General features: G+C 34.6%; 14 protein-coding genes. 5 read left to right on the forward strand and 9 right to left on the reverse strand.

Annotation, left to right across the window (positions count from 1 at the left end; all coding sequences use genetic code 11):
- Positions 1–25 precede the first annotated feature (25 nt).
- The 5 genes from O9307_RS12180 to O9307_RS12200 all read right to left on the reverse strand — a co-directional run bounded on the left by O9307_RS12180 (position 26) and on the right by O9307_RS12200 (position 13,726).
- A complete protein-coding gene (locus O9307_RS12180) occupies positions 26–3,277 on the reverse strand; it encodes a VCBS repeat-containing protein (protein ID WP_298299718.1) in 3,252 nt (1,083 codons plus the stop codon).
- On the reverse strand, positions 3,270–6,578 hold the full coding sequence (locus tag O9307_RS12185; protein WP_298299721.1) for a VCBS repeat-containing protein: 3,309 nt from the start codon (positions 6,576–6,578) through the stop codon (positions 3,270–3,272). Before O9307_RS12185 ends, O9307_RS12180 begins: the two co-directional genes overlap by 8 nt.
- 168 nt (positions 6,579–6,746) lie before the next feature.
- On the reverse strand, positions 6,747–8,330 hold the full coding sequence (locus O9307_RS12190) for a RagB/SusD family nutrient uptake outer membrane protein (RefSeq protein ID WP_366100517.1): 1,584 nt from the start codon (positions 8,328–8,330) through the stop codon (positions 6,747–6,749).
- Between the two features lie 11 nt (positions 8,331–8,341).
- Positions 8,342–11,311 carry a SusC/RagA family TonB-linked outer membrane protein gene (locus O9307_RS12195; RefSeq protein WP_298299726.1) on the reverse strand — a complete coding sequence of 990 codons (2,970 nt, stop codon included), beginning with the start codon at positions 11,309–11,311 and terminating at the stop codon, positions 8,342–8,344.
- A gap of 408 nt (positions 11,312–11,719) precedes the next feature.
- Positions 11,720–13,726 (reverse strand): glycoside hydrolase family 65 protein, encoded by a 2,007-nt coding sequence (locus O9307_RS12200; RefSeq protein ID WP_298299728.1) that lies wholly within the window; start codon positions 13,724–13,726, stop codon positions 11,720–11,722.
- Positions 13,727–13,910: 184 nt separating this feature from the next.
- Here O9307_RS12200 and O9307_RS12205 point away from each other — a divergent pair, with 184 nt between their 5' ends.
- From O9307_RS12205 to O9307_RS12225, 5 genes are all read left to right on the forward strand, one after another.
- Positions 13,911–15,515, forward strand: coding sequence for a glycoside hydrolase family 32 protein (locus O9307_RS12205; protein ID WP_298299730.1), 1,605 nt, complete (start codon positions 13,911–13,913; stop codon positions 15,513–15,515).
- Entirely contained in the window at positions 15,508–16,839 is a 1,332-nt protein-coding gene (locus tag O9307_RS12210) for a sugar porter family MFS transporter (RefSeq protein ID WP_298299732.1), read from the forward strand. The genes O9307_RS12205 and O9307_RS12210 overlap by 8 nt, the downstream gene beginning before the upstream one ends.
- Positions 16,832–17,740, forward strand: a complete 909-nt coding sequence (locus O9307_RS12215; protein ID WP_298299734.1) for a carbohydrate kinase — start codon at positions 16,832–16,834, stop codon at positions 17,738–17,740. Before O9307_RS12210 ends, O9307_RS12215 begins: the two co-directional genes overlap by 8 nt.
- 180 nt (positions 17,741–17,920) lie before the next feature.
- Entirely contained in the window at positions 17,921–19,450 is a 1,530-nt protein-coding gene (locus tag O9307_RS12220) for an alpha-glucosidase (RefSeq protein WP_298299737.1), read from the forward strand.
- Between the two features lie 623 nt (positions 19,451–20,073).
- Positions 20,074–21,099: a LacI family DNA-binding transcriptional regulator gene (locus tag O9307_RS12225; protein WP_298299740.1), complete on the forward strand. Its 1,026-nt coding sequence runs from the start codon at positions 20,074–20,076 to the stop codon at positions 21,097–21,099.
- Here O9307_RS12225 and queG read toward each other — a convergent pair.
- The 4 genes from queG to O9307_RS12245 form a co-directional block, all read right to left on the reverse strand.
- On the reverse strand, positions 21,094–22,017 hold the full coding sequence (queG, locus tag O9307_RS12230; protein ID WP_298299743.1) for a tRNA epoxyqueuosine(34) reductase QueG: 924 nt from the start codon (positions 22,015–22,017) through the stop codon (positions 21,094–21,096). The genes O9307_RS12225 and queG overlap by 6 nt on opposite strands.
- A 2-nt stretch (positions 22,018–22,019) precedes the next feature.
- On the reverse strand, positions 22,020–23,042 hold the full coding sequence (gene ruvB, locus O9307_RS12235; RefSeq protein WP_298299745.1) for a Holliday junction branch migration DNA helicase RuvB: 1,023 nt from the start codon (positions 23,040–23,042) through the stop codon (positions 22,020–22,022).
- Between the two features lie 72 nt (positions 23,043–23,114).
- Positions 23,115–24,911, reverse strand: coding sequence for a cbb3-type cytochrome c oxidase subunit I (locus O9307_RS12240; protein WP_298299747.1), 1,797 nt, complete (start codon positions 24,909–24,911; stop codon positions 23,115–23,117).
- 28 nt (positions 24,912–24,939) lie between these two features.
- Complete coding sequence (locus O9307_RS12245; RefSeq protein WP_298299749.1) at positions 24,940–26,094, reverse strand: cytochrome c oxidase subunit II; 1,155 nt, start codon at positions 26,092–26,094, stop codon at positions 24,940–24,942.
- Positions 26,095–26,110 lie beyond the last annotated feature (16 nt).

Below are 26,110 nucleotides of genomic sequence, written 5' to 3' on the forward strand. Positions count from 1 at the left end.
TGAATCAATTTATAAATTTGGTTTATTATTTTTTAGTATATATTTGATAGACTTCTGCGGGTTTGTTATTGATAGTGACCAATAAATAATTTTGATTCTTAACCGAGAGAATGTCTAGATGACGTACTGCTTTTTGAGTCAAATCAATACCTAATTGGTGTCCTAAAAGCATTGTTTTTTGGTCAATGATTAAGGCACCTGAGAAACCGTCAAATCGGCTGTGGTAAGGAGAAACTCCAAAGTAATTCCCAGCAGCAAACACTTCTGGTTTAGCATCTCCGACAAAATTACCAGCAACAAAACTTGTTATTGGCGCCACTTGCATTGCGTTCGAAAAAGGAACAAAAACAAATTTTCCTTTATTGTTTTTTAAATAGCCCGATTGCAATGTATGTACCTCATATTGTTTTGCAATAGCCAGCATCGCAGGGTCAAAAATCTCTTCGACTGTTTTACCAGCAAATGATTGATAACTATTGAATTTTTTCTTGAGCATACCACTAAATTGCTCTGTCAATTCATCTAATCCCATGGTAGTGTAATACTTTCCGTTCTTCTCTTTTGCTACAATAGTTTCAAAAGCCCCATTATTATCAAAATCGTCATAATACATTTTTAATGGATAAGTCTCAGACGCGTTGAATTTTGAATTCATTCCCCAATTGCCAAGCAAATAATCGAAATCGCCATCGTGGTCAATATCAAAAGGGAGAATAGTTTGCCAAAGTCCATTATTATTAGAAGAGGAAACAGCAGTGGTAACATTGGTAAATTTTCCTTTTTTATTGGCAAAAAAAGTGGGTTGCATCCATTCTCCTACTACAATCAAATCGGTTTGACCATCGGAATTAAAATCGGTAAAAACAGCGTCGGTAACCATTCCTATTTTGCTGAATGTTTTGGTTTGGTCTACGGTAAATTTACCTTTGGTATTCTTTAATAAATAACAATCGGGTGTGCTTCCAAAACGATTGTATTGCGAATTATTTCCAACAAAAAGATCCAAATCTCCATCATAATCATAGTCAAAAGCTCTTACAACCGAGGCGTTTTGGCGAATTAATGGTAAAACTGCTTTTTGTAACTGATTGCCTAAATACAATCTATCTTCTAGATTTTGAGCATTCTCTCCATTACCCGAGGCAACATACAAATCGTTATTTTTATCTCCATTAAAATCAGCAATAACTGCGGAGGCATCTTCATAGATAGAATCTTTTACAACATCAATAAAAGATTTTTTCACAAATCCTTTTTCGCCTTGCATATAAATCTGAGCTGATTTTCCTTTAGCTCCTCCAAAAAACACATCTTCTCTCCCATCTCCATTCAAATCTCCGATGGCAGTTGCAGGGCCGCGATCTGAACGTTGATAAGGAATTAATTTTTGAGCCATAAAATCAATAAAATCATTTTCTTCATGCACAAAATCAATCCCTAAGTTTCCTTTTACCTTTTGCAAAACGGGCTCCACTTTTGGATGAAGCAATTGGTAATCAAATACTTTTCTGTTTTTATTAGCACTTATAGTTAGCGCTTGATTTACTTTTACCTTTTTTAGTGTTTGATACGTTTTGTCAGGCCAAATCACCACTAACGAATCAATAGTGTTTATTTTTCCGTAGCCAAAATGCAGCATAGGCTCAGAGGAAGATTGAAACCCTCTAGTGGTTTGCAACTCTTTGAATTGTTTTTGACCTTTGACATATGAAATAACTTTAGCACCAATTCCAAAAGTATTTTTTCCTTCAAAACGCAATTTTATTTTTAAAAAATTCGCTTTCTTATCTGTAGTATTCTTATAAATTGTAGCTACAGTGTTTGTATTGTTGGTGATAATGTCTAAATCCCCATCATTATCAATATCAGCATAACCACTTCCATTAGAAATGATAGTGTCATTTTCTATCCAATCTTTGGAACGGTTTTTAAAGATTAAATCGGTACTGCCTTGAAAAATGTAATTCGTAACATTTCCTGCAGGCATTTTTTTAAGAGCTTCCTTGTCAAGAAGCTTAGTGGTATTGAGCTTGCTCTTTATTTGATCATTAGAATAATACTTTACATAATCAAGGTCATTAGGGCGTTTGGGTATTCCGTTAGCAACAAAAATATCTTGTTCACCGTCTTGATCGTAATCAGCAAAAAGGGCACTCCAGCTCCAATCTGTAGCAGCAACTCCACTTAAAAGCGCTGTCTCTGTATAATGCTTTCCAGCTTGATTTATTTGCAACATATTACGAGTATATTGATAATGATAGCCTAATTTTTCAGTACGTACTTTCAGCATTTGGACGTTATCATCTCCCAAAGAAGCTTTTAATACTTTTTCGTCTTCGGGTAACATATCTAAACTTAAAATATCTGGGAAACCATCATGATTCACATCGGCAACATCTACGCCCATTGAGAATCGGCTAGTATGTCCGAAAAACTGTTTCAAACTTTCGGTAAACGTACCATCACCATTATTCAAATAATAATAATCGTCTTCATGAAAATCATTTCCGATGTAAATATCTGGATAACCATCCAAATTAAAATCCGAAACCGCTATTCCTAAACCATACCCATTGGCTCCGCCAAAAATGCCCGCCTTTTCACTAACGTCAACAAATTTGCCGTTATCATTTCGGAACAATTTATCACCACATTCATAACTTCTTTTGTTCCTAATATTGGCATTACCAAATGAAGCTTCAGAGTGCACCGCATGATTTAACAAATACATATCCAAATCGCCATCTAGATCGTAATCCAAAAATGCAGCAGATGAACTGTAATTGTCTAAATCTAAACCGTACTCCGCAGCGCTTTCTGTAAACGTGTTGTTTTTATTATTGATAAAAAGTTCGTTCTGGCCTTCAAATCCGTTGATACCAACAACCGCACACACATAGATATCTAAATATCCATCACCATTTACATCGGCCATTACAGTACCTGCATTCCAATCGCTTTGTCCTTCTACACCCGCCTTAGCTGAAATATCTTCAAATTTGTTGTTCCCTTTGTTGAGATACAATTTATTTTTCCCTTGATTGGAAGTAAAATACACATCTACTAAGCCGTCGTTATTGATATCGCCTAATGCCACTCCACCTCCATTGTAATAATAGAGATAATCTAATATCGAAATATTCTTAGACTCAATTAGCTCATTTTTGAAAGTAATATTGCTTTCCGTAGGGTCGAGTTTATCAAAAAGTGGTGCTTCTTTTTGGGAACATGCCGTCAACATTAATGAGGCTAGACCAATTTTTAAAAAATTATTCATTGCTTATAAAAAGTTTAGGCGCGTTGTTATTGAGTACAGCCAAAACTGCTGTCGTATTGTTCTTGTTCTTGATAACTTGTAAATGCTTGACTTCCCCTCTAATAAAAAATCCTGATTTTGGATAAGGAACCCAAGTAAATTTCCCTTGTTTGCTTCCTAAAAGCACACTACCAAAATTGGCATCTAATCTAGAAAATTGAGGTTTAAAAGGATATTGATTCCCTCCAAGTACCAAGTCTAGTATTCCATCTTTATTGACATCCATAGTTGCTATAGCATTAACACTTGAAAACTGCACTTCTTTGGGCAAAACTTGAATTTCGAACTTGCCATTTCCTTTGTTAATGGCAATACAACTTTCTTGCATTTTGGCTGTTTTTTGAACCGAATTATTGATTACTTCTGTATCAAAAAGCTCTTGAAACGTCTTTTTAGAATAATCGGTATAGCTCAAGTTTTTCTTTTTAATCATTGGAATTTGTTTGGCCAATTCTTGTTTCAAATGCAAGGGTACATCTTTACTATCAATGGTTTGAGTAGTAATTTGCTCTATTGTCCCGTTGTTATCATAATCATTGATAAACAATTTCATTGGTTTTTCCTTGGTCGCTTTATAAGAAGTATTCGTTCCTTTATTGCCTAGAATCAAATCTTTTTTTCCATCATTATTCAAATCTACACACTCTACTGTATTCCAAAATCCACTCCATTCGGTCAAATTAGATGAAAAAGTAGTCAATCTTCGACCTGTATTTTTGAAAATCACGGGTGCATTCCATTCCCCAACCAAAATCAAATCTTTTTTGGAGTCGTTATCAATATCTTCCCAAACGGCATCGGTAATCATTCCGTAGGTATTGATTTTAAAAGCTTTTTTATCAATCACATTGGTGAAATTTCCTTTGCCATCATTCTCTAACAATAAATGTTTTGGGTCAATGCCATAAATCCCCGGTACACTTCGGCTTCCAATAAAAACATCGTTATCGCCGTCATTATCAAAATCATAAGGAGCAACCACGGCCACATTATTATTTGTTGTTGGAAGAGCTGTTGTACTTTTTGTAAAAATGCCTTTTCCGTTATTCAAGTACAATCTGTTTTTGTAATTGGCTTGATCGGCTTTTTCATTTCCTCCAGAACCCACTAATAAATCCATATCGCCATCCTTGTCGGCATCAAAAAAAGCAGCTGCGGTATCCTCAAAATTGGCATCTTTTTGCAAATCTTTTTGGGTAATTAAAGTAAAAACTCCATTCCCTTTATTAAAATAAACTTGAGCAGCTTGACCTTTGGCTCCGCCAATAAATACATCTTCATTTCCATCTCCATTTAAGTCTGCAACAGCATAAGCTGGTCCTTCTTGAGAAATCATTTTGGAAATCAAGCCTTCGTAGTCAAAGTCGATAAAACTGTTTTCTTTATGTGCTATGAATGTAGTTTTCGTTTCGGAAAACAAGGGTTTTACAACTTTATTTTTAACTACAAAATCGGACTTCGTGTCCAGAATATTCAATTGAATCGTACTATTGTTTACTACTTTTTTAATGGTTTGCATTTTCCCGTTAGGCCAAATGACTTGTAAGGAATCTATTTTTTTAGTTCCTATTCCGAATGTCATCGTATAATCTATAGACGATTGAAAACCGCGAGAAGGAATGAGCTCTTGTCGTAAAATTTCGGAACCAGAAAACAATTCTACGGTGCTTCCAACTGCAAATTTATTTTGTTGGTCACCCTTTAATTTGACTTTAACGAAATGGTTTTGTTTATTCTTTTCAGCATTGTTCTTATAAACAAAGGCTTCCATGTTGACATTATTTACGACCAAATCTAAATCGCCATCATTGTCTAAATCACCGTAGGCTGCCCCATTAGAAAAACTAGGTGTATCCAATCCCCAATTTTGTGTTTGATTCGAAAAAGTAAGATTAGTGTTATTTTTGAAAGAATAATTAGGTATTGGTGTACTTGGCATTTTATTGATAATCGTTTCAATTTCTGCTTTTTTACCAGTAATGACCATTTTTTGCATCAATTCATTCGCAAAAAAGTCCATAAAATCTTGGTTGGTTAAGTCATGAAAAATACCATTACAAACGTAAATATCTTTTAAACCATCATTGTCCATATCGAACAACAAAGCGCCCCAGCTCCAATCTGTTTTAGCTACTCCTGCATAATTGGCAATCTCGCTGAATTGTTGATTCCCATTATTCACCTGCAAGGTATTTTGCATGTATTGATTGTAAAAATCAAGATTTAATTTTCGGGTAAACAAATCGTAATTCTCAAAACTTGTGGTTGTTTTCAATCGGTCATCTGGTTCTGGTAACATATCTGTTACAAAGATATCCGCTTTACCATCGTTGTTAATATCGGCCATATCTGCACCCATCGAGGATTGACTAATGTGTGAGGTCCAATCCTGAATTTTCTCTGAAAAAGTTCCATTTTTATTGTTGATGTACAAATAGTCTCTTTCATAAAAATCATTCGATATATAGATATCTGGGAACAAATCCCCATTTACATCACCCACTGTTACTCCTAGGCCAAAACCTATCAAGCTTCCGTAAATACCTGCCGCTTCACTCACGTCTACGAACTTTCCACTGTCGTTTCGTAATAATTTATCACCTCCTCCTTTAAGAATATCGGCTACATCCCAATCTTTATCGCGTAGTTCTCTTTTATTAGAATAATTCAAGCTGCTAACCGGGATAAAGCTGTTATTGAGAATGTAAACATCTAAATCACCATCTTTATCATAATCAAAAAAAGCGGCGTGTGTTGTAATTCCAGTATCCGCAAGATTATATTCTTCAGCTTTTTCGGTAAATGTTAGGTTCCCATTGTTAATGAAAAGCTCATTATTTTGTTGACTCCCTTTACTATTCCCAGCATTACAAACATAAATATCTAGTAATCCATCGGCATTAACATCGACCATTACGACACCTGTTGACCATACTTTTGTTCCTTCAACTCCTGCTTTTAACGAGATGTCTTCAAACTTAAAATTGCCCTTGTTGAGATAGAGTTTGTTTTTGCCTAAATTGGAAGTAAAGTATACATCTGAAAGCCCATCATTGTTGATGTCACCAATTGCAACTCCGCCTCCATTATAAAAATTTCGGTATTTAAAAATGTTCATCTCTTCACCATTTTTGACTTCATTAATGAAATCAATACCTGTGTCTGAAGAAGGTAATTGGGTGAATAAAGTATCCGTTTTAACCTTGGAACAATTCGAGAAAAAAAGTGTTACAATAGCAAATAGAAATAATCGTTGCAACATAATAGGGAGTAGGTTTTAATTATTTTGTAAGTTCCTTATAGACACGTAATTTATAGAATTAATATGTAAAAAAAAACAACTTACAAAAATACTTTTAAAGAAAAAGAGGGTATCACTACCCTCTTTCTAAACTAACACAAAACAAAATTCAATCTAAATCAAAATATTTTAATAACCAGAGTTTTGTTTAAGATTTGCATTAAACAAAGCATCTGCTGGTATAGGAAATAAAATATATCTTTTATCAGATACATACGGTTTCAATTCTCTAGCCTCTAAAAACTTACCAAAACGGATCATATCGTTTCTTCTCCATCCTTCATACCACAATTCTTTACCTCTTTCTGTATAAATTGCATCAAGAGTTGTTGGTACCGTGCCAGCAACCGTTGTTCTGGATATCATTTGATTCAATTTTGTTAAATCATTAGTACCAGTTCCTCCTCTTAAGATTGCCTCAGCTTTCATTAACAATGCATCAGAATAACGCATCAACGCATAATCGTTTTCAGGAGTATTTAAATTTGCAGCATCTGGAATATACTTTTGACTTCTAATTCCTGCAGTTTCAAGTGTTGTTCCTCCAGTTATCAAGGTAAGTGCTGCTGTATAAACCAATGGATTTCCTTTTCTATCTTTTAGATTTACTGTACCTGCTGGAATATTTGTATATGGTACACCATTAGCATCTTTGTCTTTTCCATTTTCATCTCTATTCTTACCATTTTTCATTTGACCCACTTGAAAACCAACATTGTTTCCAAAATCATCTAAGATATATTGATCTGCGTTTTTTATACGTCTATCATTTGGATTGAACTTATTGTAATACTCTGCCACTGTAGCAAAACCATTCCATCCATCTGGTGTTTGTTGGTAATGCATACCCATTCTCCAGCGAGATTGTATCCCACCACCTTGTCCTCCTCTTGTATTTTTTGAAGAAAACAAAATCTCTGGAGATGTATTATTTTCAGGCTTGAAGTTATCCCAATAATCAGTCGCTAATGATGAATTAATAGCGTCAACATGAGTTACAACTTTTGTCATATCGGCAGGTGCAAATGTGTATGGTCCTGCAGGATCAGCTGCAGTAAACACCCCTTTATTAAGATAAAGTTTAGCTAATAAAAAATGTGCTGCATCAACATTAGCAATACTTGCGTCTCCAGCTACTCTAGCTGGTAAACTACCAATAATAGCTTCTAACTCAGTAATTACAAAATTCGTAGCCTCCTCTCTTGTCCAAACCTTAGGATCTGCTTCTAATGAACTGCCTTTTTCTCTATATGGAACTTGACCAAATAAATCAATAACGTTATAATAATAGAATGCTCTCAAAAAACGTGCTTGAGAAACTTGTGCTGGAGTACCATTATCAATAACAAGATTACAATTGTGCACCTGAGATAAAAGTGAATTCCAAGCATTTCTAATTTCAATATTATCTGGTGCCCAGGTATGAGTATGTAATTGTCTCCATTTAGCGTTATCATCCCAGTCACCTCCTCTAGTAGGACCTACTAGAGCATCTGTTGACATTTCATCAAGTGCAAACATTTTATCTTGATCTTGGAATCCCCTTAGACCTTCATAAGCACTTACTAAAATCGAGGCTGAGTTTACGGTTGAACCACCTGTGTTGCTAATAACTACACCATCTAAAACTTCTTCATCTAAATTCGTACAACTTACTCCTAATAGGACTGTACTTGTAAATAAGACGCTTTTTATAAAATTTATTCTTTTCATCCTGTTTTTAATTAAAATGTTACATTAAGTCCAAGTGATATACTTCTCTCTCTTGGATAAGATAAATACTCCATACCCGCAGAAGGAACACCATTAAGAGATTTATCAGTATCTACCTCTGGATCAGCACCTGAATAACTTGTTATTACAAACAAATTAGATGCATTTACAAAAAAACGAGCTGATTTAATGCTAAATCTATCAAGAGAATTAACAGTGTAACCAAAAGTTAAATTACCTAATCTTAAAAAATCTCCTTTTTCTAAATACTTTGTTGATGGAGAGTTCGGATCTCCTTGTGCTTGTGGAGATGTTGCAGCTTCTTGTGTTGTATTTCTACCACCTAAGAAAGCTCCCTTGAAAAAATATGCATTTGAAGTATTATTGTAAATATAATGACCAAATGCACCGTAAAAAGAAGCTGAAGCATCAAATCCTTTGTAAGCTAAGTTTGTAGTAAATCCTACATTTATTTTCGGTAAAGGCTGTTTATCTAATAATTTTTTAGCAGCAGTACCAAGTCCTGTGTCATTTCCTACAGCATCTGCATAGATTGAATTTCCAGAACTATCATATCCTCTCCACTCATACAAATAATATGTATATGCTGGGCGATCATTCGTAATAACTTGTGTATAAGCATCAGTTAATCCTTGTCCATTTAACCCTCCTGTTGCAATAAATCCCGCAAAGTTTTTTACTTCATTTTTCAAGAATGAGGCATTGGCTGCAACGTCCCAAGTAAAATCTTTTGTATCAATTACTTTATAATTTAAAGCCAGCTCTATCCCTTTATTGATAAGGTTCCCTGGTAAATTTTTAAATCTTGGTGATGGTGGACCTGGTTGAGTAGCCGCAGAGGGTACTGGAAAAATTAAATCTTTTGTGTCTCTTTGGAAATAATCAATTGATCCAGATAATCTGTTGTTGATTAATTCAAAATCAGCACCTACTCCGTAAGAAGTTGTAGTTTCCCATTTTAAATCCGCATTTGAATTTGTATCAACACCCAAGCTTCCGTTGTTGCCATATGCCGCTCTTGCAATTGCGGAGTTTGGAGCAAACTCTTGATTTCCTGTTATACCATAATTCCCTCTTATTTTAAAACTATTTAACAATCCTTCTTTGTCTTCAAAAACTTTAAAAGCAACCCCCACAGATGGGAAGTAATCGTACTTATTATTAACTCCTAGCTTAGTCGATCCATCTGAACGTAATGTAGCAGTAAGAATTATTTTTTTGTAAATTGTAGCATTAACTCTACCAAAATAGGATTGCAACTCTACTCTATTTCTATATGAACTTACACGAAATTCATTTTGTAAACCTCCCTCAATGTTATCAATTAAATTAACTTGATTTACATCATACCCTTTACCGCTAGATGAATTACCATCTGCATTATAATCGTAATAAGAATAACCTATTAAAGCATCTAAATTAAAATTATCTCCAAAATCATTGTTATAATTTAAAGTATGCTCAAAGGTTTTATTAAACTTATTTTGATTGTTGATGTTAGCAACTCCATATTTTACTTCAGATGTTCCAGGTACAGTGGCCGAAAATTGATTTCCTGATATTTCCATTGTTGGTAACAACTGACTTTTTCTACTTGAATTTGAAGTCTCAACGCCAAATAAAAATTGATATTTCAATTTACTAGTGATTTTCCAAGTAGAATTAATACTTCCTAATAATTTGTTAGTATTTGTATAATCTGTATACGAATCTAATAACTGTACAGGATTCAAATAATCATCTCCAACCACATTATAAGAACCGTTTGCATTTCTAATTGGTAACGTTGGATTCCAATATAAAGCTGTACCAATTACATTACCAATAAAACCTGCATTATTTGACAATAAAGTGGCTTCGTCCCTAACTGATGAGTAAATCACCCTAGACTCTACTTTTAAAGCCCCTCCAAAAAAATCATTTGAATTATAAATCGATACATTGTAACGATCTAAACCTGTTTTTTTAACAATTCCATCTGTATTTGAAGCTCCAAATGACACTCTTGTATTAGAATTCTCAGTAGATTTTGTAAAGGATAAGTCGTGATTCATAGAAAATCCATTTCTAAGCACAGCATCCTTCCAATTGTAAGATCGTGAACCTTTATCATCTCCTCCTGCTGCAGCAAATTGATCTCCTGTCATAACATCTAACTTTCCAGACATTTTACTAAACTGAAAAGATGTATTATACACTAATTGCGGAACATTTGATTTTCCCTTTTTAGTTGTAATAACGATTACACCATTAGCACCACGAGAACCATAAATAGCAGTACTTGATGCGTCCTTTAAGACAGACATACTTTCAATATCATTTTGATTGATAAAGTTTAACGGATTCCTTGATGATGAAGTACCCAACAAATCAGCACCACCAGCAGATATGTTACCTCCATCTAGTGGAACACCATCTACAACAATTAATGGGCCATTACCTGAACGGATAGATGAATTTCCACGTACTCTAATAGCAACACCAGCACCAGGTTCCCCACTAGATTGAGTCACTTGAACACCTGCAACTTTACCTCTTAACAGCTGTGCTGGAGAGGGTGAAGCAACATTATCAAATTGTTTAGAACTTAATTGATCCACAGCTCCCGTTGCATCTTTCTTTTTCACAGTTCCATACCCAACCACAATTACTTCTTTCAGTTGAGCGGAGTCGTCTTTTAAGACAACATTGATAACACTCTTACCAGCTGCACTAACTTCTTGTGACTTTAAACCAATGTAACTAAATACCAAAACCGCGTCTGAACTAACGTTTCTTAAAATAAAAGTTCCATCAAAATCGGTTTGAGCTGAAATACTGGTTCCTTTTACCAATACATTGGCCCCAGGAAGTGGGCCACTGGCGTCTGATACTTTTCCTTTGATTTCTTGCGAATAGGCCATACCTGTGCAAAGAACCGTTAGAAACATCAGCAAGCCTTTTAGTAGACTATTTTTCATACGTAATAAATAAGTTGGTTAATAATTTTTTTAAAAATTGGTTATTGCTTTTATTATACAAATCAAACTTACACAATGTTTTATGATAAATTTAAGAAAAAACATAACTACAACGTTTTCGTAAAGCCGAAAACGTTTTCGATTTTAAAATAGATACTTCATTTTTTTAATATTTATTTTATATAAAGCACAAAAAAAACCGCTAAAAAAAACATATAATTCTTTTTTTACGGTTTTGAATACTAAAACAATCTGTTGAATACACAACCAAATAACCAAAATCAATACAAACTATACGAATAATTCAATAAAAAACAGTAATTGATATAAATTACACACTTAACGCTTGTTATCCTCATAAAATCAACAGATTATAAACTAAAAATTAAGTAATCAACTCTTACTAATTTAATTAATGGTAATTGTTTTTTCATCGGTTCCAATACCAATAATTTTCAAAGATTTCCATTTTTTGGGCAAAATGCCTTTATTAAATTGCAACCCTTTATCCGTTTGCTCAACCCCACCAAAACCATAAATTACCGCTTGAAGCATTGCACCAGCTCCTGTAGCAAAATAAGGATTATTACTATTGGCGGATTCTGAAAACACTCCAAATGGTGGACGACTATTGGGCAAATAGGATTTTACAAAATATTCATACGCTTTCTCACTATCTCCTAGTCTGGCATACAAAACAGATAAAACTCCAGAAGCCATTGCAGGGCCATCTTTCTTGTCAATTTTATCAGCATAATATTCTAAATCCTTCTTGATTTGTTCATTATCTGTTATGACATGCAACGGATAAGCCAACAAGTTCACATCTGCTTGTTTTATCATTTGTCCTTTGTATCCTTTGTAATTTTGTGTTATGCCATTTTCTTTATGAATCACTAATTTTTCGGAAACTTTAATCCATTCTTCATTCACTTTTTCATTCAAAATTTTTGCCGCTTTAATGGTGTTTTTCAAACTTTCTATTGTAGAAGCATTGGTAAAAGCATTATCATCAACATGCTGAGCATATTCATCTGCACCGACCACATTATGAATAGAATAGCTGCCATCCGAATTTTCTACTGCTCTACTGACCCAAAAATTAGCTGTTTGTTTCAAAACTTCCCATTCATTTCGCAACCAAGATTGGTTTTGTGTCATTGCAAAATAATTCCAAAAAGCAATAGACACATCTGCCGTAATATGTTGCTCGAAAATTCCAGTTAATGCCCAAGTCGGCGTAGCTTCTTCACCAGTATCATCGGATTCCCAAGGAAACATCGCTCCTTGATAACCATAAATAGTTGCTTTTTGCTTGGCTTTTGCCAAACGGTCAGAACGATAATCCAAACACGACTTAGCCATTTCTGGTTGTAAGACTAACAAAGTCGGAAACATCCAAAGCTCCGTATCCCAAAATATATGACCATTATATCCCTGCGAAGACAATCCCATTGGAGCAATGCTTTGTCTTGAATCTGGACGAATAAAAGAATACAAATTATACAATGCAAAACGCACTCGTTGTTGCGCATCTAAATCTCCTTCTATTTGAATATCCCCTGATTTCCATAAATCAGCCCAAGCTTTTTTATGTTTGTACAACAATTTATCAATCCCTTCTTGCAAAGCATAAATAGGTTGTCTCTCGGACTCATTCAAAGGGTCTGTAACATCTTTTGAAGTACAAATTCCTCCAGCAATTGCAAAACGAAAACCTTTTCCTTTGCTTAATTTTTTAGAAAAACCAACTTCATCGCCTTTTGGCTCCAAAGTTTCGCTAGCACCATCAAACAAAAAAGTGGTTGACGCTGCGACTTTATATTTACCTGTCAAAGTTTGTGCAGTAGTTCCAAAAACAGGCATTAGATATTGGTTGTCTTTCAATACTCTATATTGTCTTTTGGCGTGTTTTAATTCATCAGGAACTGTCATATAATTGGCTACAGTCACATCGATATTTTTTAAAGGAGTAATTTTAACTATCGCCATCGCAGAAAAAGGCAAAGCTCGATTCGCCAAAATAGTATACTCAATAGTAGCCACATCTTTAAATCGAAACGAAGTGGTACTTGTTCCTTCTTTCATAGCAACTACTTGTTCCCATTTATCTATATTCGAAGCCGTCACTTCTTCCCCATTGATTACCAATCTCAAGTTCAAAAATTCAATACCCCGCACAATTCTACTGATACCGTTTTCTGGACTACCATCATAAACCCCATTGAGAATGATTTCTTTGGTTTTGAGCGGAGTCGCATCCGTAACAATCCCAATTTGACCATTGGCCATAGCCACACCATAATAATTGTCTCGAGAATTCGCTACCAAATTCCATTCGTCGGATTGGGTCTGAGCCTGAGAAAATGGACTAAAAAGAAAAATAGCGGCAACCTTAATGATTGTTGATTTCATATTTTTAATGTTAAAATAATTTCAAATTTAGATTATTTACATTTAAAAAATTGCATTTTACCACTAAGTCGCTCAATTCAGAATCGAAATCGTTTTCGAAAAAATCGAAATCGTTTTCGATTTTTTACCCTTCCATAATTTGAAAAAGGAATTCTATTTTTATAGAATGGTTAAACTAAAAAAAATGAAAGTACTCCCAAAGACTTATTTAATACCTGTTTTCCTTTGCCTCTTGAATATAGGATGTCAGAAAGTAAAAGACAATGAATTCTCGATACCTACTGCTATTCAACTGACTTCTAATCCTGACCAACTATTTTTAGAACCGTATCGACCACAATTTCATTTTACGTCCCAAAAAAAATGGATGAACGACCCAAATGGAATGGTATTTTACAAAGGAGTCTATCATTTGTTCTACCAGTACTATCCTGAAGATATTGTTTGGGGACCAATGCATTGGGGACACGCAACAAGTACCGATTTACTACATTGGCAACACAAGAAAATAGCTTTATTTCCTGATGAGCTGGGACTAATTTTCTCAGGAAGTGCGGTAATTGATTACAACAATACTTCTGGATTGGGAAGCAAAGAACATCCGCCAATGGTAGCCATTTTTACGTATCATAATATGGTTTTTGAAAAAGCAGGCAAAATAAATACACAATCTCAGGGGCTCGCTTACAGCCTTGATGAAGGAGAAACTTGGAAAAAATACGAGCGAAATCCCATCATAAGTAACACCGATAAAAAAGATTTTAGAGATCCTAAGGTTTTTTGGAACAACGAAACTAACATCTGGAACATGGTACTCGTTGCAGGTGATCACGCAGAATTTTACACTTCAAAAAACCTGATAGATTGGACTAAAGAAAGTGAATTTGGAAAACAGTATGGCGCCCACGGTGGTGTTTGGGAATGTCCAGATATCTTCAAATTAAAAGTAAATGGCAACGGAGAAGAAAAATGGGTTTTAATTATAAGCATCAATCCTGGTGCTCCAAATGGAGGTTCGGGCACTCAATACTTTGTGGGGAATTTTGATGGAAAAACATTTACTAGCACTCAAAAAGAACCCAAATGGATTGACTTTGGCACTGATAATTATGCTGGTGTTACCTATAATGATGCCCCCAATAACCAAAGAATTTTCATAGGATGGATGAGTAATTGGTTATATGCCAGAAATACACCTACCAAAAATTGGAGAAGTGCCATGACACTGCCAAGAACACTTGAACTGACAAAAATAAACGGAGAGTATCTTCTGAAAAACAAACCTATAACTGCTTTTAAAAAGCTCCAAAAACCAGCTTTTACCTCTAAAAAAATTCCCTTAAAAGCCAATCAAAAAACCGATTTCAAATATGACGCTTTTAACCAATCCGAAATCCGATTCAAAGCAGCAAACAAAGACTTACAATTGGTTTTTTCCAATGACGTAAATGATTCGTTAGTGCTCCATTATAACTCCAAATCAAAAACGTTTAGCATTGACCGCCGAAAATCTGGAAAAGTTGCCTTTGAAAAAAACTTTGGGAAAGACATTCATAAATCTAACGTTTCAGCACTTATTGCTAATCAAATCGACTTTCAAATCATTCTGGATTGGTCCTCAATAGAGCTTTTCTTGAATGATGGATTGTATAGTTTCACTGAACAAATTTTCCCTCAAAAACCCTACACTCAATTAAGTATTTTATCAACCGAAGACCAAGAACTGCAAGATTTTACCATCACTAGCATTAGCAGTATTTGGCCTAAAAAAATAGCAAAGAATGAATAATGTTAGAAACTGGTCACTTACTGTTGCAGTAGCTGGATTTTTATTTGGTTTTGACACCGTAGTTATCTCTGGAGCCAATTTACCTATAAAGGAATTATGGCACACCACTCCATTGTTTCATGGCGTTTTCATTATGTCAATGGCGCTTTGGGGAACGGTATTAGGCGCCCTTCTGGGTGGTTATCCGTGTGATAAATGGGGTAGAAAAAAAACGCTACTTTGGATAGGTATCTTGTTTTTGGTTTCGGCACTAGGCTCCGCATTGGCTCCCAATCCTTATGTTTTTTCTTTCTTTAGGTTTATTGGCGGAATTGGCGTTGGCGCCTCTTCGGTAGCCGCTCCCATCTATATTTCGGAAATCTCAAGTCCAGAAAATCGTGGAAAATTGGGAACCTTATTTCAGTTTAACATCGTATTCGGAATACTGATTGCCTTTTTTTCAAACTATTTTTTCGAAGGCTTTGGCGGCGCCAACGATTGGCGTTGGATGATTGGCATTGTTGCCTTACCAGCATTGATTTACAGCGTCATTGTCATTAGAATTCCTGAAAGTCCTCGATGGCTTATTCTGAATAAAAAAGATGACCAAGCGGGTCTAGCAGTTTTAGAAATGATTTATGCTCCTGCTCAGGCCAAAGAAAGTTTTAATGAAATCAAAAAAGACGTAACAACAACTGCAATTTCAGATTCCTTCTTTTCTAAAAAATATAAGTTCCCCATTCTTCTGGCTTTTCTGTTGGCTTTTTTCAATCAATTATCAGGCATTAATTTCATATTATATTATGCCCCAGAAATTCTCGAAATGGCAGGATTAGGAGCCAAAGAATCCTTGTTTAATTCTATTTTGATTGGCGTAACCAATTTGGTTTTTACCCTAATCGGAATGCGTTTAATAGATGTTTTAGGTCGAAAACAACTTATGTTAATTGGCTCGTTAGGCTACATTATAAGCTTAACTATGGTGGCTTTTGCTTTCTATTCGCAACTAGGCTCAGTAGTTTTATTGCTGTCTATTATGCTTTTTATTGCATCTCACGCTATCGGACAAGGAGCTGTAATCTGGGTTTTCATTTCCGAAATTTTTCCCAATTCTGTTCGGGCAAACGGGCAAGCTTTTGGCACAGGAATTCACTGGATTTTTGCGGCATTAATCACATTAGTCGGACCTATTGTTATCGATATTTACAAAGAAAATCCTTGGCCTATTTTTGCTTTTTTCGCCTTTATGATGCTCTTGCAACTCGTTTTTGTACTCTTTATGATGCCAGAAACCAAAGGATTGTCGCTTGAAGAAATTGAATCTAAAATGAAAACTCATGATTAATCAACCCAACACCAAATCCATAGTTTGCTTTGGAGAAATCCTATTCGATATCTTTCCGATTCATAAAAAAATTGGCGGTGCTCCCTTAAATGTATCCCTAAGATTAAAATCCCTTGGTATCAATACGCAAATCATTAGTTGTATTGGCAACGATTCAAATGGAAAAGAGGCACTTGACTACCTCACGCCAACAGGTATTTCAACACAAACCATCCAAATCAACCACACACATCCAACTGGGGAAGTTTTTGTGCATTTAAATGAAAAAGGTTCAGCAACTTATATCATCAACTATCCCGCGGCTTGGGACAAAATCAAATACACACAAGAAGGAGAGACAGCTGTAATTGGAGCAGATGTTTTTGTTTTTGGCAGTTTAGCTTGCAGAGATGCCATTTCACACCAAAGTTTGCTCAATTATATTGCTTTATCAAAATTCAAAGTTTTTGATGTCAATTTAAGAGCTCCTTATTATTCAAAAGAATTACTAGAAACATTATTCATGGAAGCCGATTGTATCAAATTCAACGACGAAGAATTGTACGAAATCAGCGATTTGTTAGATTCTCCCTATCATTCCTTAGAACAAAACATACAATTCATTGCCGAGAAAACCAATACCAACAATATTTGTGTGACCAAAGGGAGCCATGGCGCTGTTTTATTTACCAATAATCAATTCTATTACAATAGCGGATACCAAGTCGCCGTGGCCGATACCGTAGGCGCTGGAGACTCCTTTTTGGCTGGATTACTGAGCGTTTTAATCACAGAAAACAATCCTCAAAAAGCATTGAATTTTGCCTGTGCTTTAGGAGCCCTAGTCGCTTCACACGAAGGAGCCAACCCCAAAATAACCCGAAAAGAAATCGATGAATTTATGCATCCATTACTAAAATAAAAGGAACTACAATGAAAAAAAACAATGCAATTTTACTGCTCTTATCAATTGTAAGAGCAATTATTTGTGCCCCTATGACTGCACAAGAAAAAAAAAACATCCCTTGATAAAAAATGGTGGAAAGAGGCTGTAGTTTATCAAATTTACCCACGTAGTTTCAAAGATTCTGATGGAGATGGTGTGGGTGATTTGAAAGGAATTATTTCGAAACTAGATTACATCAAAAGTTTGGGTGTTGACATCATTTGGCTAAACCCAATCTATAGTTCTCCAAACGCTGATAATGGTTATGATATTTCAGATTATCAAAATATTATGAAAGAATTTGGAACTATGCAAGACTTTGATGCACTATTAAAAGGTCTGCATCAAAGAGGTATAAAACTCGTAATGGATTTAGTTGTTAATCATAGCAGTGATGAACACAAATGGTTTCAAGAAAGTCGGAAATCTAGAGACAATCCCTACCGAGATTACTATCATTGGTGGCCTGCCGAAAAAGGGAAACCAGCTTTTCGTCCAGGAGCGTTCGAAGCTGATGGAAGCGGCTGGCGTTATGACAAAACAACTGATTCGTATTACCTCCATTATTTCAACTTCAAACAACCAGATTTAAATTGGGAAAATCCAAAAGTTAGACAAGAAATTTACAGTATGATGCGTTGGTGGCTAGACAAAGGCATTGACGGTTTTAGAATGGATGTCATTCCATTTATTTCTAAAGACACTAGCTTTCCAGTAATTACTCAAGAAGAATTAAACAAAAATTACCAAGGTCGTTGGGATGTATATATGGGTAGCGGTCCTCATTTGCACGAATATCTTCAAGAAATGAACCGTGAGGTGTTGAGCAAATACGACTGTATATCTTTGGCAGAAGGTGCAGGAATGCTAACTTCAACAGCTTTAAATTTTGTAGATGCCGACAGAAATGAATTGAATATGGGCTATCATTTTGAAGGCACTAATTTGGGTTATATCCCTGGTTATTTCAAAAAAATGGGTCCTTATTCATTAGTTGATTTCAAAAAAATCTATTCAGATTGGGATGCAGTATATCAAACCAAAGGCTGGGGAACCATTTATTTAGGTAATCACGACCAACCCAGAATGACCTCTCGATGGGGAAATGACGCACCAGAATATCAGTCATTTTCATCAAAGCTTTTGACTACATTTTTACTTTCGATGAGAGGAACTCCATACTATTACAATGGTGACGAAATAGGAATGGTAAATGCAAAATTTGATAAAATTGAAGATTACCGTGATATCGAAACTTTGGCAGAATATGAAAGGCTTCAAAAAACAGGAGGTGATTTAAAACAATTCATTGAAGACCAAAAAACAGGTGGAGCTAGAGACAACGGAAGAACGCCATTTCAGTGGAATGCCACACCCAATGCCGGTTTTACCGAAGGGAATCCTTGGCTAAAAGTACATCCTAACCATTTAACAATCAATGCCGAAAGTCAAGAAAATGATGCTGACTCTACCTTAAATTATTTTAGAAAGTTGGTACAATTACGAAAAAAAGAACCCATACTCATTTATGGAAGTTATACTTTATTGGACGAAGAAAATGAAAATATTTATGCTTATTTAAGAGAGCTAAATGGTCGAAAAATATTGGTCTTGTTGAACTTTACATCACAAGAAGCCCTTTTTTCAATCCCAATTGCTGTTGAAGGAGCAAAAATATTGCTTTAAAATTATCCAAATAATACGATTGAAAGTTATTATTTAAGACCTTTTGAAGCAATAATTGCTGATTGCATTAATTAAATACATTTTTTCTATAAAGTTAAAATTATAATGCAATAGCTTTTACTGCTGATATAGTTTCAATGTAAAATATTTTTCTTTAACATTATATAAATAACTAATTACTATTTCTATTCATTCTATCTAAACCCATGAAGCAAAATAGTTATTTAGATTAGACTTTTCAATTCATAAAAATTTTGAAAAAAGCAAAAAAGACTCAGAATAAAGCAAAATTATTTATCAAAAACCGCTTAATTCTATTAATTACAGCATTTGTTGAAAGCGAATTTTATTGGTTTTGTTTTCATTCCTACGAAGAAGGAACCGCATAAATTACACACATTATATGATTCCTCCCGCGTCGGAATAACAAAAGCTGTTAATAGTAGAATTAAGCCTTAAGTACTAACGCAGTTTACTCCAAAACCCGAATACACATTTTACAACACCTTAAAAACAAATAATTTATACAAAAAAAACAAAATTTATACTTATATTGTCTTAAAATCAATATGGTTCATTTTTACAATAATAGTTTAATTTGAAACCAAACATAAGCTAAGACCATGAAAGAAACTACTCTTAAAGAAATTGCTTCTAAACTAGGTATATCAATAACTACAGTTTCGAAGGCACTAAAAAACTACCCTGACGTTAGCGAAAAAACGAAGCAGGCCGTTTTGGATTTAGCAAAAGACTTGCATTATACACCTAATAGTTTTGCAGTGAATTTAAGGACAAAGGAATCCAAAACCATCGGATTAATCATTCCTGAAGTGATGCATCATTTTTTTTCAAATGTGATTAACGCCATTATTGATAAAGCCGAAAAAAATGGATATTTAGTAATTATCTTACAATCTAATGAATCTATAGAACTTGAAAAAAAGCAAGTAGAATTGCTAATCAATAAACGGGTAGATGGAATTATAATGTCACTTTCTAATGAATCTAATTTTGATGAACATATCAAAGAAATTATCAATAGAAATATTCCCTTTGTAATGTTCGACAAAATTTCCAAATTAGCCAATTGTTCGAAGGTTTTGATTGATGACCAAAAAGCAGCGATGAGTGCCACTCAACATTTAATCGATAAAGGATGTAGAAAAATAGCACACATTCGAGGCCCCCTAAACCCACAAAATTCAATAGATCGCTATATTGGTTATAAAAAAACATTAGACAAGAATCAAATCCCATACGACCCAAAATTGGTTTACACTTGTGAAAATGTTACTTTTCAGGAAGGATTAGATTTTGCTAAACAAATTATTGAAGAGCATCCAGATGTAGATGGTGTTTTTGCTGTAACAGATTTAATAGCCGTAGGCGTTTTATCATACTTTAACGATCATCAAATAAAAGTGCCTCAACAAGTAGCTGTAATCGGTTTTAGCAATTGGTTTATGTCTCAAGTTTTGAATCCAAAATTGAGCACCATAGACCAACCCAGTCATGAAATGGGAGTAGCATCATTTAATCTTTTATTAGAAGAAATGCACGCTCATAAAGAAAACATTCCGTTTACGCCAAAAACTTTGATTTTGGAAACTAGCGTTATCGAAAGAGATTCTAGTAAGAAATCATAATGAATTATCAATATTTCTCAGAAGACCCCTCCATTTGGTTCTTTTTAAAGGAGAATTCTTAAAAACAGCATTAAAGGTATCAGATGTGATTTCCTCCCAATCTTTTTTTGACCATTGAAGCAGTTCAGGATTAGGATTAAATAAAGGTTCCTGATGCGATTTTGAAAACCGATTCCAGGGGCAAACATCTTGACAGACATCACATCCAAAAATCCAATCGTCAAATTTTCCTTTAAACTCTGATGGAATATTATCTTTCAATTCAATCGTAAAATAAGAAATACACTTGCTACCATCTACAACATAAGGTGCAACAATAGCCTGCGTAGGGCATGCATCAAGACAAGCCGTACAAGTACCACAATGGTCAGTTGTAGCATGATCATATTCTAAATCAAGGTTTACAATCAACTCAGCAATAAAGTAAAATGAACCCACTTTTTGAGTGATTAAATTACTATTTTTCCCTATCCAGCCTAAACCGCTTTTCGCAGCCCATGCTTTATCTAGAACAGGTGCTGAATCAACGAAAGCTCTTCCTGAAACTTCACCTATCTCCGTTTGAATCGAAAATAATAATTCTTTTAATTTATCTTTAATTACAAAATGATAATCTTGGCCAAAAGCATATTTTGAAATCTTATAAGAATCTGGATTTTGTTCTTCAGAAGGATAATAGTTCAACAATAAAGATATAACACTCTTAGCACCATCTACTAATAAAGTCGGGTCGAGTCTCTTGTCAAAATGATTCTCCATATAACTCATTTGGCCATTCATTTGTTGGCTTAACCAATATTCTAATCTTGGAGCTTCTTTATCTAAAAAACCAGCTTTAGAAATCCCACAAGACAAAAAGCCGAGTCTTTTGGATTCGGCTTTTATAAATTGAGTATATTTTTCTTTGTTATTAATCATTACTAAAACAATCCTCCTTGAACATTCATTCTTACTTTACCCAAATGTTGGTATGCTTTTTCAGTTACTTCCCTTCCGCGTGGTGTTCTCATAATAAAACCCTCTTGAATCAAGAAAGGTTCATATACCTCCTCAATAGTCTCACTACTCTCAGATACAGCAGTTGCTAAAGTAGTTAAACCTACAGGACCTCCTTTGAATTTGTCGATAATTGTGGTTAAAATCTTATTATCCATTTCATCCAAACCATGCGCATCAACATTAAGAGCTTTAAGAGCAAAACGAGCTATTTCAATATCTATGGTGCCATTCCCTTTAATTTGTGCAAAATCACGAACCCTACGCAACAGAGCATTAGCAATACGAGGTGTGCCTCTGCTTCTCCCAGCAATTTCTATCGCAGCTTCCATGGTAATTGGCATTTTAAAAATAGAAGAACTACGTTCTACAATAGTAGTCAACAATTCTGTGGAATAATACTGCAAACGAGAAGATATACCAAAACGAGCACGCATTGGAGCCGTAAGCAAACCCGAACGAGTGGTAGCACCAATTAAGGTAAAAGGATTTAAATTAATTTGAACCGTTCTTGCATTTGGTCCGGATTCAATCATAATGTCAATTTTAAAATCTTCCATTGCAGAATATAAATACTCCTCAACAATAGGACTCAAACGATGAATTTCATCAATAAAAAGGACATCTCTTTCTTCTAGATTAGTCAATAAACCAGCTAAATCACCAGGCTTGTCAAGTACTGGCCCCGAAGTGATTTTTATTCCTACTTTTAATTCATTTGCTAAAATATTAGCTAAAGTAGTTTTACCTAATCCTGGCGGTCCATGAAAAAGGGTATGATCTAAAGCTTCATTACGCTGGTTTGCAGCAGCAACAAATACCTTTAGATTTTCTAAAACCTGATCTTGTCCTGAAAAATCATCAAAACTAAGGGGTCTTAATCTTTTTTCAATATCAAGTTCTTCTGAATTATAGTTGGTATTCGTTGGGTCTAAATTTTCATTCATTGGATAAAGATAAAAAAAGGCTTTACAATAAAAAAGCCTTTCACAAGGAAAGGCTTTTTCTATTTTTATAAATTAGTGATGTAAAACTTCTTCACCAACTTTCATAGGAACATTTTGAGGCACAAAATCTTCATCATGTCCTGGCTTACTGTAATCGTAAGGCCATCTATGAACTTCAGGAATTTCACCTGGCCAGTTACCATGCATGTGTTCTACAGGAGCAGTCCATTCTAATGTATTTGATTTCCATGGATTTTGTTCTGCTTTTTTACCATAAAAAATACTAACAAAGAAATTATACAAGAAAACTAATTGAAATGCACCACCAATTAAAGCGAAAGTAGTAATCAATACATTCACATTTTGTAAATCATCAAAAAGTGGGAAGTTAGTATTAGTATAATAACGTCTTGGCAAACCAGCTAAACCAATAAAATGCATTGGGAAGAAAACACCATAAGCACAAACCGCAGTTACCCAAAAGTGAACGTATCCTAAATTTTTATTTAACATTCTTCCAAACATTCTTGGGAACCAGTGATAAACCCCAGCAAACATTCCATAAAGTGCAGAAATACCCATTACCAAGTGGAAGTGAGCTACCACAAAGTAAGTATCGTGTACATTAATGTCTAGTGTACTATCACCAAGAATAATTCCAGTCAAACCACCCGTAATAAAAGTAGAAACTAAACCAATTGAGAACAACATAGCTGGGTTCAATTGCAAGTTACCTTTCCATAAAGTTGTAATGTAGTTAAACGCCTTTACAGCAGAAGGAATAGCAATCAATAAGGTTGTAAATGTAAACACCGAACCTAAGAAAGGATTCATCCCTGAAATAAACATATGGTGACCCCATACAATTGTTGACAAGAACGCAATTGCCAGTATAGACATAATCATCGCTCTATAACCAAAAATTGGTTTACGAGAATTAGTTGCAATAATTTCTGAAGTAATCCCTAAAGCTGGTAATAATACGATGTAAACCTCTGGGTGTCCTAAGAACCAAAACAAGTGCTCAAAAAGAACTGGAGATCCACCTTGATAATGTAAAACTTCACCAGCAATATAAATATCAGACAAGAAGAAAGAAGTACCAAAACTTCTATCAAAAATCAATAATAAAGCGGCAGAAAGTAAAACCGGAAAAGAAATAATACCAATAATAGCAGTAACAAAGAATGCCCAAATAGTAAGTGGCAATCTAGTCATTGACATCCCTTTTGTTCTTAAGTTGATAACTGTTACAACATAATTCAAAGATCCCATTAATGAAGACGCAATAAATATTGCCATAGACACTAACCAAAGTGTCATACCAGCTCCTGAACCAGGTATAGCTTGAGGTAATGCACTTAATGGAGGATAAATTGTCCAACCAGATGAAGCTGGTCCAGCCTCAACAAAAAGAGAACAAATCATGATCACACTTGATAAGAAAAACAACCAATAGGAAATCATATTCATGAAACCTGAGGCCATATCTCTAGCTCCAATTTGAAGTGGAATCAACAAATTACTAAAAGTACCACTTAGACCTGCTGTCAATACAAAAAATACCATAATAGTACCATGAATTGTAACTAAAGCCAAATAGATATCATTAGCCATAACTCCTTCTGGAGCAAATTTATCACCTAATAAAATATTGAAAATTTTAAAAGATTCTTCTGGCCAAGCCAATTGCATTCTAAAAAGCAATGACATTCCAACACCAATAATCCCCATAACAATACCTGTAATCAAGTACTGTTTTGCAATCATTTTATGGTCAATACTAAAAATGTATTTAGTAATGAATGTATCCTTATGGTGGTGTTCGTGTTCGTGATCGTGTCCGTGATCGTGACCTTCTGCTGACATATATATACTTTTAAATATTCTTAAATAATTATTTCATTGCTACCTTAACAGCAGCAGGTTCCTTTGCTACATTCAAACTATCTGATCCTGAAGCACCTTCAGCTGCTGGAGTTTCTTTTGAAGCTTTATATTCCTTAACTAAAGCAACTTTATCACTCAGCCATTTCTTATAATCCTCTGGAGAATCAACAACAACTTTCATTTGCATATTGTAATGAGAAGCTCCACAAATTTTGTTACACAACAATAGATAGTCAAAAGTATAAGGATCTAAAGCTGTTCCACCTTTTGCAACTAATTCAGTGCTCTTTTTAGAACGCAAGTCATTAATTCTTGCCACTTTTTCAACCATAAAAGGTAATTCTCTATACTCTGAAGTAGTGTAGATTGGAGTAAAAGCAAATTCAGTAACCATACCTGGAACACAGTTCATTTGAGCTCTAAAATGAGGCATATAAGCTGAATGCAATACATCTTGAGAACGCATTTTGAAGTGAACTTTTTTTCCTTTAGGAATATGAATTTCAGTAGCCAAAAAGTCGTCTTGAGCATTTTTATCAGCTAAATCCACACCTACTGAATTTACACCATCAATCAAACGAACATTAGCTTTACCTAACACTTGATCAGCACCAGCATATCTAGCTGTCCATTTAAATTGCTGAGCATAAAGCTCGATAACTACAGTATCTTCTTCATCATCGATAAACATAATGTTAGTCCATGCATATAAACCATACAAAATAAGACCTGCTAAAACAACAGCTGGTATTACACTCCAAACTGCTTCTAGTTTATTGTTATCAGCAAAATAAAGTGCCTTTTTCTCTTTATTACCTCTATATTTAAATGCAAAATAATGTAATAAAACTTGTGTAATTGCTTGCACAGTAAAGATTAAAACCCAAGTAATATTCATCAAATTATCAACTGTACCACCATGTTCTGATGCTGGTGTATGTAACGGTAAATCTCCCCACTTTAACAAACCATATATCGTAAAAATATAAATGAATGCTAAAAAACCAAACATCAAATATCCTTGAATATTGTTATCATTATCAGTTGCTATTTGAGAATCATCAGATTTTGAACCTACTTGTGTAAGATCAAATATCTTAGTCAATTGCCAAAGCGCAACAGCTAATAAAACTAAAACTATAATTACCAACAAACTTGTCATCTGTTTTTCTGTTTAA

This window comes from Flavobacterium sp. (assembly GCF_027531905.1).
Classification (GTDB): Bacteria; Bacteroidota; Bacteroidia; order Flavobacteriales; family Flavobacteriaceae; genus Flavobacterium.

Excerpts from the sequence above, each read along its gene's own strand:
- O9307_RS12180 (WP_298299718.1), bottom strand. The coding sequence starts at position 3,277 with ATGAATAATTTTTTAAAAATTGGTCTAGCCTCATTAATGTTGACGGCA.
- O9307_RS12185 (WP_298299721.1), bottom strand. The coding sequence starts at position 6,578 with ATGTTGCAACGATTATTTCTATTTGCTATTGTAACACTTTTTTTCTCG.
- O9307_RS12190 (WP_366100517.1), bottom strand. The coding sequence starts at position 8,330 with ATGAAAAGAATAAATTTTATAAAAAGCGTCTTATTTACAAGTACAGTC.
- O9307_RS12195 (WP_298299726.1), bottom strand. The coding sequence starts at position 11,311 with ATGAAAAATAGTCTACTAAAAGGCTTGCTGATGTTTCTAACGGTTCTT.
- O9307_RS12200 (WP_298299728.1), bottom strand. The coding sequence starts at position 13,726 with ATGAAATCAACAATCATTAAGGTTGCCGCTATTTTTCTTTTTAGTCCA.
- O9307_RS12205 (WP_298299730.1), top strand. The coding sequence starts at position 13,911 with ATGAAAGTACTCCCAAAGACTTATTTAATACCTGTTTTCCTTTGCCTC.
- O9307_RS12210 (WP_298299732.1), top strand. The coding sequence starts at position 15,508 with ATGAATAATGTTAGAAACTGGTCACTTACTGTTGCAGTAGCTGGATTT.
- O9307_RS12215 (WP_298299734.1), top strand. The coding sequence starts at position 16,832 with ATGATTAATCAACCCAACACCAAATCCATAGTTTGCTTTGGAGAAATC.
- O9307_RS12225 (WP_298299740.1), top strand. The coding sequence starts at position 20,074 with ATGAAAGAAACTACTCTTAAAGAAATTGCTTCTAAACTAGGTATATCA.
- queG (WP_298299743.1), bottom strand. The coding sequence starts at position 22,017 with ATGATTAATAACAAAGAAAAATATACTCAATTTATAAAAGCCGAATCC.
- ruvB (WP_298299745.1), bottom strand. The coding sequence starts at position 23,042 with ATGAATGAAAATTTAGACCCAACGAATACCAACTATAATTCAGAAGAA.
- O9307_RS12240 (WP_298299747.1), bottom strand. The coding sequence starts at position 24,911 with ATGTCAGCAGAAGGTCACGATCACGGACACGATCACGAACACGAACAC.
- O9307_RS12245 (WP_298299749.1), bottom strand. The coding sequence starts at position 26,094 with ATGACAAGTTTGTTGGTAATTATAGTTTTAGTTTTATTAGCTGTTGCG.